The sequence below is a fragment of the Kitasatospora sp. NE20-6 genome (assembly GCF_045862635.1).
In genome coordinates this window covers 1-12,321 of the sequence record NZ_BPRL01000086.1, presented here as the reverse complement: position 1 = coordinate 12,321, position 12,321 = coordinate 1, and the positions used below count along the sequence as shown (strand labels likewise).

At 74.1% G+C, this 12,321-nt stretch carries 11 protein-coding genes and 1 pseudogene; 4 read left to right on the top strand and 8 right to left on the bottom strand.

The features are described 5' to 3' along the window. Positions 1-176: 176 nt before the first annotated feature. Both SNE206_RS36585 and SNE206_RS36580 read right to left on the bottom strand, forming a co-directional pair. Positions 177-1,139: a DUF1152 domain-containing protein gene (locus SNE206_RS36585; RefSeq protein WP_407917900.1), complete on the bottom strand. Its 963-nt coding sequence runs from the start codon at positions 1,137-1,139 to the stop codon at positions 177-179. Between the two features lie 119 nt (positions 1,140-1,258). Continuing rightward, positions 1,259-1,900: a TetR/AcrR family transcriptional regulator C-terminal domain-containing protein gene (locus tag SNE206_RS36580; RefSeq protein WP_407917899.1), complete on the bottom strand. Its 642-nt coding sequence runs from the start codon at positions 1,898-1,900 to the stop codon at positions 1,259-1,261. A 93-nt stretch (positions 1,901-1,993) separates the two neighbouring features. Here SNE206_RS36580 and SNE206_RS36575 point away from each other — a divergent pair, with 93 nt between their 5' ends. After that, positions 1,994-3,439: an FAD-dependent monooxygenase gene (locus SNE206_RS36575; protein WP_407917898.1), complete on the top strand. Its 1,446-nt coding sequence runs from the start codon at positions 1,994-1,996 to the stop codon at positions 3,437-3,439. A gap of 76 nt (positions 3,440-3,515) precedes the next feature. On the opposite strand, the gene SNE206_RS36570 is transcribed toward SNE206_RS36575, so the two are convergent. Further along, positions 3,516-4,241 carry a hemerythrin domain-containing protein gene (locus SNE206_RS36570; protein ID WP_407917897.1) on the bottom strand — a complete coding sequence of 242 codons (726 nt, stop codon included), beginning with the start codon at positions 4,239-4,241 and terminating at the stop codon, positions 3,516-3,518. 324 nt (positions 4,242-4,565) lie between these two features. Further along, positions 4,566-5,582: an alpha/beta hydrolase gene (locus SNE206_RS36565; protein ID WP_407917896.1), complete on the bottom strand. Its 1,017-nt coding sequence runs from the start codon at positions 5,580-5,582 to the stop codon at positions 4,566-4,568. A gap of 298 nt (positions 5,583-5,880) precedes the next feature. Between SNE206_RS36565 and SNE206_RS36560 the strand changes: the two are divergent. Beyond that, positions 5,881-5,988 (top strand): annotated as a pseudogene (locus SNE206_RS36560) (3-oxoacyl-ACP reductase); the annotation flags it as partial. 87 nt (positions 5,989-6,075) lie between these two features. Here the strand turns inward: SNE206_RS36560 and SNE206_RS36555 are convergent. Both SNE206_RS36555 and SNE206_RS36550 read right to left on the bottom strand, forming a co-directional pair. Further along, positions 6,076-6,300: a hypothetical protein gene (locus SNE206_RS36555; RefSeq protein ID WP_407917895.1), complete on the bottom strand. Its 225-nt coding sequence runs from the start codon at positions 6,298-6,300 to the stop codon at positions 6,076-6,078. 141 nt (positions 6,301-6,441) lie between these two features. Next, positions 6,442-8,532, bottom strand: a complete 2,091-nt coding sequence (locus SNE206_RS36550) for a carbohydrate-binding module family 20 domain-containing protein (protein ID WP_407917925.1) — start codon at positions 8,530-8,532, stop codon at positions 6,442-6,444. A gap of 429 nt (positions 8,533-8,961) precedes the next feature. On the opposite strand from SNE206_RS36550, the gene SNE206_RS36545 reads away from it, so the two are divergent. Then, positions 8,962-9,471 (top strand): SigE family RNA polymerase sigma factor, encoded by a 510-nt coding sequence (locus SNE206_RS36545; RefSeq protein WP_407917894.1) that lies wholly within the window; start codon positions 8,962-8,964, stop codon positions 9,469-9,471. Between the two features lie 47 nt (positions 9,472-9,518). Continuing rightward, positions 9,519-10,328: a hypothetical protein gene (locus SNE206_RS36540; protein ID WP_407917893.1), complete on the top strand. Its 810-nt coding sequence runs from the start codon at positions 9,519-9,521 to the stop codon at positions 10,326-10,328. A gap of 57 nt (positions 10,329-10,385) precedes the next feature. Here SNE206_RS36540 and SNE206_RS36535 read toward each other — a convergent pair whose 3' ends face one another. Then, a complete protein-coding gene (locus SNE206_RS36535; protein ID WP_407917892.1) occupies positions 10,386-10,724 on the bottom strand; it encodes a P-II family nitrogen regulator in 339 nt (112 codons plus the stop codon). Beyond that, positions 10,721-12,040, bottom strand: a complete 1,320-nt coding sequence (amt, locus tag SNE206_RS36530) for an ammonium transporter (RefSeq protein WP_407917891.1) — start codon at positions 12,038-12,040, stop codon at positions 10,721-10,723. The genes SNE206_RS36535 and amt overlap by 4 nt, the downstream gene beginning before the upstream one ends. Positions 12,041-12,321 lie beyond the last annotated feature (281 nt).

The following is a 12,321-nucleotide window of genomic DNA, read 5'->3' as shown; positions in this document are numbered from 1 at the left end:
GGGCCGACGGTCATGATCGCGGCGGAGTCTGCCCGGGGCCGGACGGGGGCACACCGATGGCCGAGCGGCTGCGGAGGCACGGGAGTTCGGCGCACGCCCGCGCGCATGACCACGAGCCCGGCGCGCACCGTCCCGTACGCGCCCCTCCGCTCCGCCGGCCGGCACCGGCGCGGCGGTCAGTGCGGGAAAACCCGAGGTGGGCGGGGTGCGGGCAGGGTGTCGCGGAACTCCTCGACGGCCGAACTGATCTGCCGCATCAGAACGGTGCGTTCGATCCGGTCCAGATAGAGGTGCCGGGCGGCGAGCGCCTCGACCGTCACGCCGAAGTAGAGCGTCATCAGCGGGTTGACGAACAGAGCGCCGTGCTTCGTCCGCTCGGTGAACCGGACGTCCCCGAACTCACCGCGCAGCGCCGCCGCGACCGAGCCGTGCACGATGCTCGGGTGCTCCGGAAAGGTCGCCCGCGCGTGCTCGACGGCGTCCAGGTAGAGCGCGCCCTCCCGGCTCCCCCGCGGCAGCGAGAACGCACCGAGGTAGCCGCCCTCCCGTTCGAGCGCGGCGAGGTTCTCCAGCACCAGTGCGTGGTTGACCCCGTGGTACGCGTCGATGCCGAACCCCAGGCAGGCGACGAGGCGTTCGGGGATGTCCGGCAGCCCGGCGAGCGCGGCGAGCGAGGCCATGTCCTCCTCGGGGGTGCCGAGCCCGGACTCGTCGCCGCGCAGGAGGATGTCGGTGCCGCCGTCCACGAGCAGCACCGCGTCGACGTCCAGGTGCCGGGTCAGCGCCCGGTACGCGGCGCGCAGCGGTTGGACGCCGACCGACGCGAACGCCCAGACGGTGTCGGGCATCCCGTGCAGGTGCAGCCAGCGGGCGAGGGTGCGCTCCGGGAAGTACCCCTCGGCGCTGCGGGTGTCCGGGCGGATCGCGGCGACGTCCGGCTCCAGCCAGACGTCGGCGTCGAGGCCGTAGAGGTGGCTGAACGAGAGGTTGGCCAGGTGCACCTCCTTGCCCGCCGCCCGCAGGGCGAGCGCGATGGGCAGGCCCGCGTAGATGTCGAAGCCGCCGCCGGCACCGGCGATGAGGATGCGCTCCGCGGCCTTGAGCCGGGTGAGCAGCGCAGGTTCGAACAGGGTCGTCACCGGGCGGAGGTTAGCAGGGCTTCCCCGGGAAGGTGTCCGGTTCAGGGTGACCCGCCCCCACCGCCGGGCACGCCCCGGCGGTGGGGGCGGGCCCGGCGGCGGCCGCGCGCGGCGCGGTCTCAGGGCAGCAGCACGGCCTCGGCCCCGGCGACGATCACCGCGAGGCCGCGTTCGAAACGGTGGTCGTAGTCGGTGAAGAGCCCCTCGCCCGAGGCGGCGGTGAGCGGGTGGTCGGGTCCGACGGCCTCGGCCCGGGCGCCGGGGTCGTAGCCGGGGGCGCGGCTGCCGGGCAGGGGGTGGACGGCCTGCTCCTCGATGACGAAGCCGATGGTGAAGGAGTAGGCGGTGAAGTAGGCGTGCACGGCGTCGGCCAGGGCGAAGCCGCCGCGGACGAAGGCCTGGAGCTGCTCCTCGAAGCGGGCGGCGTGGCCCGTGTCGGTGAGGCGGGTGCCGCTGAAGACCTTGGCGCCGTCGCGGTGGCCGAGGAGGGCGCGGCGCAGGGTGCGGCAGGTGGCGAGGAGCCAGTCGCGCCAGTCGGCGTCCGGGCCCGGCGGCGGGGCGGCGGCGAGCATCCGGCGGAGCATCTCGGTGGCCATCTCGTCGAGCAGGGCCTGCTTGTTGGCGAAGTGCCAGTAGAGGGCGGGCGCCTTGACGTCGAGTTCGGCGGCGATGCGGCGCAGGGTGAGGCCGTCGAGGCCGGTCTCGTCGAGCAGCCGCAGGGCGGTGTCGACCACCTGGGCGCGGTCAAGTTTGGGCGGCATGGCTGCATCCTGCGCCGTCGGATCCCCCTTGACAATTTAACAGCGTTAAGTGGATCCTCGGAAGCACCACTTAACAACGTTAAGGAGACCCTCGTGCACACCGACGTCCTGATCGCCGGAGCCGGACCGACCGGCCTCGTCCTCGCCTGCGACCTCGCCCGCCGCGGGGTGGCGTTCCGCCTGGTCGAGCAGGCCGGACAGCTCTTCCCCGGGGCCCGCGGCAAGGGCCTGCAGCCCCGCACGCAGGAGGTGCTGCACGACCTCGGCGTCCTCGACGCCGTGCACGCCGCCGGCTCCCGCTACCCGCTGATGCTCACCTGGGAGGACGGCACCCCCGGCCAGGAGTGGGACCTGATGGAGCGCCACCCCGCCGAGGACGGCGTGCCGTGGCCGGAGGTCTGGATGATCCCGCAGTGGCGCACCCAGGAGATCCTCCACGCCCGGCTGCTGGAGCTCGGCGGGCAGGTGGAGTTCGGCACCGCCGTCACCGCCGTGCGGCAGGACGCCGCGGGCGTGGAGGTCGAGCTCGCCGGGCCCGGCGGCACCGTCACGGCCACCGCCGGCTACCTGGTCGCCGCGGACGGCGGCCGCAGCACCGTCCGCCGGGCGGTGGGCATCCCCATGGCCGGCGAGAGCGTCGACCCGACGCCCGCCCTGGTCGCCGACGTGCGGATCACCGGCCTGGAGCGCGACCACTGGCACATCTGGCCGAAGGCGCCCGGCGGCCCGGCCCTGCTGTGCCCGATGCCCGGCGGAGGCCCGACCGACTTCCAGCTGTTCGCGCAGTGCGCCGAGGGCGAGCCCGACACCGCCCCCGCCGCCGTGCGGCAGCTCGTCGCCGACCGCACCCACCTGCCCGCGGAGGCCGTCGCCGGGGTCGGCTGGGCCTCCGCCTTCCGGCCGACCGCCGCCCTCGCCGACCGCTTCCGGCTCGGCCGGGTGTTCCTCGCCGGCGACGCCGCCCACGTGCACTCCCCGGCCGGCGGCCAGGGCCTCAACACCAGCGTCCAGGACGCCTACAACCTCGGCTGGAAGCTCGGCCGGGTGCTGCGGCACGGCGCCGACCCCGCCCTGCTCGACACCTACGAGCTGGAGCGGCTGCCCGTCGCCGCGGACGTCCTGGAGATCTCCACCTCGCTGCACCGGGCCGGCGGCGTCTCCTCCGGCACCCGGCGCGGCCCGCGCACCGAACAGCTCGGCGTCGGCTACCGCGGCGGGCCGCTCACCGCCGAGCACCGCACCGGCCTCGCCGAGGACGCCCTGCAGGCCGGCGACCGCGCGCCGGACACCGCGTGCACCACCCCGGACGGCGCCGTCCACCGGCTCTTCGACGTGCTGCGCGGCCCCCACCCGACCCTGGTCGTCGCCGGGGCCGCCCTGCCGGACGTGCCCCGGCCGCCCGCGGGCGTCCCGGCCGTCCGGGTCGCCGACGGGTACGGCGAGGGCTACCTGCTGATCCGCCCCGACGGCTACATCGGCCTGGCCACCGCCGACCCGGCCGACCTCGCGCCGTACCTGGCCGCCCTGGGCACCGCCTGAGCCCGGGCCGGCGGGGTGCGGGCGCGGGCACCGGTCGGCGGACGCGGGTCAGCAGGTGCGGGTCAGCGGACGCAGGTCAGCGGGTGTGGCCCCACAGCTGCTCGGAGCAGCGGGCGTAGGTGTCCCGCCAGTGCGGCCAGTGCCGCACCGTGGTGTCGTCGCAGTCGGCGAGCAGGAGGTCGATCTGCCGCTCCTCGACTCCGTCGAGCAGCCAGACGAGGGCGTCCGAGGAGGCCGGGCCGTCCGCGGCGCGCAGCAGGTCGAGCAGCTCGGGCAGCGTGCCGATCCGGGAGCCCACCGGGAAGACGCCCGCCATGCGGGGCAGCAACTGCCGCTCCTCGATCCGCAGGTGGGTCTCGACCCGGGCGGCGAGCTCCTCGACGGCGTACGCCACCGGCCAGGCGCTGGCGGGGTCGCGGGTCGCGATGCGGACGAGCGTGGTGACCCGGGTGAAGGAGTGGTCGAGGTTGTGGTGGTCGGCCTCCAGCCAGTTGAGCAGCAGGCGCAGCTCGGGGGCGAACCGGCGGAGCAGCGGCCAGAGGCGGGAGTCCTGCTGCTCGTGGTGGCAGGTCAGCATGGCGGTCATGAAGTCCCAGTGGCGCTGGAGCGCCTGCGCGGCGGGCTCGTCCCCGGGCTGGAGGAGGCGCAGCGCGTTGGGCAGGCGGGCGAGGTCGCGGCGCAGGGCCGCGTGCACGAGCTGGAGGCCGGCGAACGGTACGGGCTGGACGTCCGGCATCCGGCGCTCCGCGTGCGGCTGGGCGGGGATCTGGGGCGGGTCGACGGACAGCAGATGGCTGGGCATGGCGCTCTCTTCGCGGCTGACTGGGGCTGGAAGGATTCCGGCACCGCGAGTGGTGCTCGGCCAGGGCTCCAGCGTGGGGTCAGCCCATCAGAGTCGAATCAATGACCGATTGACGCGCAGGTCAGCGCGGGGATCGGGCGGTCCGGGAGGGCCCGGCCGACCACCGCGGGGCTCGCGCGCCGGGGTGCCCGGCGCCCGGGCAGGCGCGGCGGCAGGAGCGGCACGGCCCGGCGGTCGCCCGCCGGCTCCTACGGAGTATCCCGCTCCGCGGCCCCGCCCGCAGTCAGACGCGCCGGTTCGTCCGTACGGGTGCGCGACGGCGTGTCAGTCGCGCTGCGGGCCGGTGAGGTTCCGGCTGAGCCACTCCAGGGCGACCGGGATCATCCTGCCGAAGTCGGAGGTCAGGTGCTTGCCGCCGGGCTGTTCGTAGTACTCGACGGTCACCGGGGGCACCGCCCGCTTCACCCAGGCCTTGACCAGGCCGGTCTCGTAGGTGTTGGCGCCGCCGGCGGTCGCGAGCATCCGGACGTCGGCGCGGCCCTGCGCGACGAGCTCGCGCGGGCTGTTGGCGCGCCGCTCCTGCTCGTGGCCCTTCCACAGCGGGGAGTCGGGGTCGTAGTAGCCGTCGATCGGCACGGCGGCCCGGAAGACGTCCGGGTGCTGCAGGGCCAGCTTGGCGCTGCAGAACGCGCCGGTGGACGCGCCCATCAGGCCCCAGCCGTCGCGCCCCCTGACGGTGCGGAAGTTGGCGCGGACGAAGTCCGGCACGTCCTCCGCCATCCAGGTGCCCATCCGCGGCCGGCCGGGGATGTCGGAGCACTCCAGCGCCTTCGACTCGGCGGCGTCGAGGTTCTGCACCGGCATCACGAGGATGAAGGGGTGCGCCCGGCCCTCCTTCGCGAGGCGGGCGTCGATCTCCTGCACCGGCAGCTGCTCGTCCGTCCAGGTGTTGTAGCCGGCGCTCTGGCCGCCGGCGTAGAGCGTGAGCACCGGGAAGCCGTGGGAGGCGTACTCCGGGTCGTGGTACTGCGGCGGCAGCCACACCCAGACCTTGCCCGTGACCCCGGACTTCGCACCGTGCAGGGTGGTGAGGAGGATCGGCCCGGCGGCGGTGTCGCGCGCCTTCGTCAGCTCCGCGGCGGGTCCGGACGGCATCAGCACCTTCCCCCGGCCCGGCGGTCCGCCCGGTGCGGTCCGGGCGGCGGCGCGGTCCTGCGAGCCGGACGGCGCGGCGGACCCGCAGCCCGCGACGGCCGCCGCCAGGGCGAGCGCGGCGGCACCCGCGGGAAGGCTGCGGAACCGGGCCGCGCGGGCGCGGGCACGAGGGGGTTGCGGGTGCACGGTGGGCGTCTCCGGCGGTGTGGCGCCCGGCGGCCGGCCGGGCGGGGCGGCCCGGGGGCGGAGCCTGGTCCGGGGCCGGTGCGGCGGGCCCGGGCACCCCGGGACGGCGCGGCCGCGGGGCGTCCTCGCCGTCCGTGATCCTACGACGACGGAGCGTGCGCACCCGGTTGCGGCAGGGCGGGGCGGCGGCCGTGTCCCGGCCGGTCGGCGGGGGTGTGCGGGCCCCCGGCCCCGCCGGACGGCGGGGTTGCAGGCGGGGCCCCGGAGGTTGCCACAGCCCGGCGGGTCGGACGGACCGACGGACGTCGCCCGGACGGTGCGGCACATGGCGGAGCTCCCGCTGGAGGCCGACGTGCAGTTCGCCACGGTGACGGCGACGGCGATGCCGTACATCGGCCGGGGCTGACGGCGCGCAGCCGGGTGCGGTCGGCTGCTCCGCCGGCCGGCCGCGGGCGGGGTGTCCGGCGGTGCCGGGCGCCCCGCCCGCGGGCGCTCACTCGTCGTGCGAGTGCCGGTAGCCCGCCACCGGCCCGTCCGGGTCGAGCAGGTAGACGCTGGTGGTCGGCCAGTACTCGCCCGCCTCGGCGGAGGGGAGTTCGACGCGCAGCGCCATCCGCAGGGCGGGCGGCGGTGCGAAGGCGTGGACGTGCTTCCGATGGCCGTCCCAGCGGCCGCCGCGGAGTTCGAGGTGCAGGAGGGTGGTGGGGGTGGTGGTCACTCGGGCGATGCTGGCACCCCGCGGGTGACGCGGGCGCGATCACCGCTCCTGGTCCACTCGTTCGGGCGGTTTCGGCCCGGCAACCGTGACGGCCGCCGCACCCTGGGTGGGTGCGGCGGCCGTCCGGGTGGGGGCTCTGTGTCAGCTGCGGAACGTGTCGTTCAGGGTGACGGCGCCGCTCGCGGGCACGGTCGCCGTCCGGTTCGCGCCGGACTCCCAGGTGACGGCGCCGCTCGCGTCCTTGCGGATGTACTTGTACTCGAACGCGGTGCCCGCGGCCAGCGCGACGTCCAGCTTCCAGACCGGGTAGCTCGCCGAGGAGAGCAGCAGGGCGGCCGAGGTGTCCCAGGCGCCGAGGGCGGCGTTGCTGCCGACCACGTAGATGTTCTGGCCGACGACCGTGGTCGCGGTGACCGCGAACGACGCGCCGCCGGTGGCGGAGGTCGGGGACGCGGTGGCGGTCGGGGTGGCCGAGGTGGTGGCGGTGGCGGTCGGGGTGGCGGTGGCGCACGGGTCACCGCTGCCGACCACGCCGTCCTTGACGGTGACGTTGCCGGTGCCCAGGGCGTAGTTGGCGCTGTTGTTGTTGTCCCAGGTGCCGGAGCCGTTGTTGAAGGTGGCCGCGAGGCCCGAGGCGGTGCCGAGGCTCGCCGTGTACTTCACCCAGCCGGTGCAGGCGGCGGTCATCGCGACGCCCGGCGCGGTGGTCCAGGTGCCGCCGGTCGGGGCGTAGTGCAGGTAGTACGCCGACCAGTTCTTGTTCGTCGAGTAGAAGACGGTGGCGGAGGTGGTGCCGGTCGGCGTCGCCGTGGCGGTGGGCGTGGCGGTCGGGGAGGCGGTCGCGCCCGCACCGACGTACAGGGCGACGGCCTCGCCGGCCGCGACGGTGGCGGTGAACTGCCCGGTGGAGCCGACGGTGTAGGCGGGGCCGCTGCAGCCGCCGCCGGTGGTCGGGTCGCCGTGCTGGACGTCGCAGTAGGTGCCGGCGGGCAGCGAGGTCTGGAAGGTCTGGGTGATCGAGCCGCTCTCGCGGTTGATCGCGACGTAGCCCTTGCTGCCGCGGCCGAACCCGATCGCGTTGTTGCCGTTGGACCACCAGTTGGTCATCGCGGTGCCGGAGACGGCGTTGCGGAAGCCGACCATGTTGGCGACCTGGCGCCAGGCGTGGGTGCAGTTCCAGCCGTCGCTGTAGCAGGCGTTGACGGTGCCGCCGTTCGGCGGGCCGTCGTCGTTGCCCGAGAAGGCGTAGCCGGAGTAGACGTTCGGCGAGCCGTAGGGGTTGGCCAGCAGGAAGACGTTGGCGAGGGTGTAGGCGGAGCCGTACTTGTAGTTGAGGGTCGAGCCGTTGCGCTCGGTGTCCCAGTTGTCGACGAAGGTGCGGGCCTGGCTGCTGCCGAGCAGGCCGTTGCCCCAGGTGGAGAGGTCGGAGATCTTGCCGCCGTTGAAGGCGCTCTTCAGCCAGGTCGCGGAGCGGAACTCGTCGACGTCGCCGGTGCCGGTGTACTCGGACGGCTGGATCGGCTCGCCGGAGCCGTAGATGACCTCCTGCACCCAGTAGGCGTTGGGGTTGGTCATCTTGGCCTTGATGGCGGAGAGTTCGGAGGCGGCGATGTGCTTGGCCGCGTCGATCCGGAAGCCGTCGACGCCCAGGTTCGCCATGTCGCTCAGGTAGTTGGCGATCGTCTGCTGGACGTACGCGGAGCCGGTGTTGAGGTCCGAGAGGTTGACCAGCTCGCAGTTCTGGACGTTGCCGCGGTCGCCGTAGTTGCTGATCGCGCTCCGGCAGGAGTGGAAGTCCTGGTCCTGGTAGTAGCCCGGGTAGTTGTACTTGGTGTAGTTGGTGCCGCCGGTGCCGGTGCCGGAGCCGGCCGCCATGTGGTTGATCACCGAGTCGGCGATGACCTTGACGCCCGCCGCGTGGCAGGTGTTGATCATGTTCTGGAAGGAGGTGCGGTCACCGAGGCGGCCGGCGATCTTGTAGCTGACGGGCTGGTAGGACGTCCACCACTGCGAGCCCTGGATGTGCTCCTGCGGCGGGGAGACCTCGACGAAGCCGTAGCCCTTGGGGCCGAGCGTGTCGGTACAGGCCTTGGCGACGGAGTCGAACTTCCACTCGAAGAGGGTGGCGGTGACGTCCTTGCTGCCGGGCGGGGTGGCCTCGGCGGTGGGCGCGAGCGAGAGGCCGGCGCCGACCGAGAGGGCCAGGGCGGCGGACGCGGTGAGCGCGCCGATGACGCGGCCGCGGCGGCCCTCGCTGACGGTGGTGACCACGATGTCTCCTGGGGCTGGGTGGGGGTTGCCAGGTCGCCCGCGGCGCAGGGGGTGGCGGGCGGTGGTGCACGGTGGGGGGTGCACAACGGTGGTACGGGGTGGTGGGGCAGGGTGGGGGGCGCGGTGGGGCGCGGTGGGGGCGGGGCCTGCCGGTGATGCACCGTCGGACCGCGTCCGGAGTGACTTTCTGCAAGAACACTGAAACTTGCAGGAAACTTTCAGCGCGCCGAACTTACGACTCGCGTGAACGGAGCGTCAAGAGAGCGGAATGCAACGGTTCGGACTCGCCACGCCCGGTGGCCGAAACCCGCCGCGACCTTTCGCCCCGCCACCGCGTGGAACAGGACGAACGCAGCACCGCACCGGCGACGCACCACGGGGGACACACGCATGGAGAGCGCACCGGGCTTCGAGGAGTTCGCGGCCACCCGTACGCGCCGCCTCTTCCAGGTCGCCCACCTCATGTGCGGCGACTGGCACCAGGCCCAGGACCTCGTCCAGACGACGCTCGCGAAGATGTACGCGGCCTGGCCCCGGCTGCGCCGCGGCGAGGACGAACCCGGCCTCGACGCCTACGCCCGCACCGTGCTGCTGCGCACCTACCTCTCCCAGCGCCGGCTGCGGCGCTCCTCCGAGGTCGTGCTCGCCGAGGTGCCCGACAGCCCGCTGCACAGCGGCCCCGGCAGCGACCTGCGGCTCACCCTGGCCGCCGCCCTCGGTCAACTCCCGCCGCGCAACCGGGCGGTGGTGGTGCTGCGCTACCTGGAGGACCACAGCATCGAGGCGGTCGCCGACATGATGGGCATGTCCGCGGGCGCCGTGAAGAGCCTCAACACCCGATCGCTGGCCAAGCTGCGCACCATCCTCGGCGATGACCGCGAGCTCCTCTTCCGGCTCTGACCCGACCGCCCGACCCGCCCCGCCCGCTTCCCCCGGAGCACTGTGCCATGGACATCGAAGACCGACTCGGCAGGATGCTCGACGCGGACGCCGCACGGACGGCCGTGCCCGTGCACACCATCATCGCCGAAGCCACCCGGCGCGGCCGGAAGCTGCGGCGGCGGCGCCGGATCGCCCGCTGCCTGGGCGCCGTGCTCGCGGTGGGACTGATCGCCGGTGGTGCGGCCGCCGTCCGGCTCGACCCGTTCGGCCGCCCCCCTGCGGTCGCGCCGGCGGGCAACGGGGTGTCGGATCCGGCCACCGGGCCGACCGCCGACGGAACGGTCGAGGCCAGCCCCGCGGGGCTCCTCGGCGTGCTCTTCAATATCAACACAGCCACCGGGTACGGGAACTTCACGCCGATCACCAACGAGGACCGGAGCCTGGTGGGCTTCCAGGTCGACCAGGAGTCCGGTCCGGGCAGCCGGAGCACCGTCACGGTGCAGCTGACCCGCGACACCCGCGCCGGCACGCCGGGCCGGTGCCCGGCGTCGCCGTACTTCCCGACACCGGTCCCCGAGAACTGCACGCAGCTCGGCAACGGGACCAGGGTCTTCGCGGAGGAGCAGAGGATGGACGAGAACGGCGTGTACCGCCGGGTGGTCGCCCAGCACCCGGACGGCCTCGCCGTCGAGATCACGGTCTTCAACGGAGTCCTGCAGGACACCGTCCGGGGAAGCGTCCTGAACGCCACCCGGGCCGACCCGCCCCTCACGGCCGCGGCGCTGACCGCGATCGCCGCCTCCACCGTGTGGGACACCCGGATCCCGGCCGCGACCGCGGCCAGCGGCGTCGAGCTGGCCCGGGGGGCGGGCTGACGCCCGGCCCCGGGCGGGCCCGGACGCCGGAGCGGGGCCCGGCCGCCGGAGCGGGACTCAGACCGCGTCGGGCCCGCGCTCGCCGGTGCGCACCCGGACGATCCCGTCGACCGGCACGCACCACACCTTGCCGTCGCCGATCTTGCCGGTGCGGGCGGCGGTCACGATGGTCTCCATCACGGTCTCGGCGTCCTCGTCCTCGACGACGATCTCGATCCGCACCTTGGGCACCAGGTCGATCCGGTACTCCGCGCCGCGGTAGACCTCGGTGTGCCCGTGCTGGCGCCCGTAGCCGCTGGCCTCGGTCACGGTCAGGCCGTGCACCCCGCGCTCCTGGAGCGCGGTCTTGACCTCGTCGAGCTTGAACGGCTTGACGACGGCGGTGATCAGCTTCATGCGGTGGCGGCCTTGTCGGACGGGTGCGCGAGCACGCTGGCGTGGGCCGCGGTCCCGTGGCCCAGAACGCCGTGATCGTACGCGGTCTCGGCGTGCACGGCGAGGTCCAGGCCCGTCAGTTCGTGCTCGGGATCGGCCCGGAAGCCCATCACCCGGTCGACGACCCGGCCGATGCCGTAGGTGGCGGCGAAGGCGTACGCGCCCACGGCCAGCACGGCCAGCGCCTGCTTGCCGGCCAGCGCGAGGCCCCCGCCGTGCAGCAGCCCCTCCGGCCCGCCGGTCATCACGGCGGACGCGAAGACGCCGATCAGCAGGGTGCCGATGACCCCGGCCACCAGGTGCACGCCCACGACGTCGAGCGAGTCGTCGTAGCCGAAGCGGAACTTCCAGCTCACCGCGTACGAGCAGACCACGCCGGCGGCCAGGCCGATCGCGAGCGCGCCGAGCAGGTCGACGCTGCCGCAGGAGGGGGTGACGGCCACCAGGCCGGCCACCGCGCCGGAGGCGGCGCCGAGCGTGGTGGCGTGGCCGTCGCGGCGCTTCTCGACCAGCAGCCAGCCCAGCAGGCCGGTGCAGCCCGCCGCCTGGGTGTTGAGGAGGACGGCCGCCGCGGTGCCGTTGGCGCCGAGCGCGGAGCCCGCGTTGAAGCCGAACCAGCCGAACCACAGCAGCCCCGCGCCGAGCAGCACGAGCGGCAGGTTGTGCGGGCGCATGGCCTCCTTGCGGAAGCCCAGGCGGGGGCCGAGGAGCAGGGCCAGCGCGAGGCCGCTGGCGCCGCAGTTGACCTCGACGACGGTGCCGCCCGCGTAGTCGAGCGCGCCGAGCTTCGCGACCACCCAGCCGTCGGGCGAGAACACCCAGTGCGCGACGGGCACGTACACCAGGAGGGTCCAGGCGGCGATGAAGGCCACCCAGGCCCCGAACCGGGTGCGGTCGGCCACGGCGCCGCTGATCAGGGCGGCGGTGATGATCGCGAAGGTGAGCTGGAAGGTCGCGAAGAGCAGCGTCGGCACGTGCCCGGTGAGGTCGGTGGGCTTGATGCCGGCCATGCCGAGGTGGTCGAGGCTGCCGATGAGGCCCCAGCCGCCGGCGTCGGAGCCGAAGGCCAGCGAGTAGCCGGCGACCAGCCAGACGACGGTGACGACGGCGATCGAGACGAAGCTCATCATGATCATGTTGAGCACGCTCTTGGTGCGGACCATGCCGCCGTAGAAGAGCGCGAGCCCGGGCGTCATGAGCAGGACGAGCGCGGTGGCGGCCAGCAGCCAGGCGGTGTCGCCCGTGTCGAGGCCGGCGGCGGAGTCGGCGAGGAGCATGCGGAACCTTCCGTCGGCGCACGACTGGGTGGGAGGGGGCGCCGATCGGGAGAGTTTGTCCGGATCGCATTTCCGGCTGCGGACAGGGGTGTTTCAGCCGTGTTTCGTGTTGCGCGGCGGTTTCCGGACTCTCACACGTCCGGGTGAGTCGGTCGTCGGTCGTGTGCGGGTACGCCGAGGGGCCCGGCGGCTGGTGCCGCCGGGCCCTGGGTGGCTTTCAGGCCCCCGGGGGGCCGTCGGGCCGGATCAGCTGGTCTGGATCGCGGTGTCGTCGATCACGA

Coding starts and splice junctions, on each gene's coding strand:
- SNE206_RS36545 (WP_407917894.1), top strand. CDS start 8,962: ATGGAGAGCGCACCGGGCTTCGAGGAGTTCGCGGCCACCCGTACGCGC.
- SNE206_RS36580 (WP_407917899.1), bottom strand. CDS start 1,900: ATGCCGCCCAAACTTGACCGCGCCCAGGTGGTCGACACCGCCCTGCGG.
- SNE206_RS36535 (WP_407917892.1), bottom strand. CDS start 10,724: ATGAAGCTGATCACCGCCGTCGTCAAGCCGTTCAAGCTCGACGAGGTC.
- amt (WP_407917891.1), bottom strand. CDS start 12,040: ATGCTCCTCGCCGACTCCGCCGCCGGCCTCGACACGGGCGACACCGCC.
- SNE206_RS36570 (WP_407917897.1), bottom strand. CDS start 4,241: ATGCCCAGCCATCTGCTGTCCGTCGACCCGCCCCAGATCCCCGCCCAG.
- SNE206_RS36540 (WP_407917893.1), top strand. CDS start 9,519: ATGGACATCGAAGACCGACTCGGCAGGATGCTCGACGCGGACGCCGCA.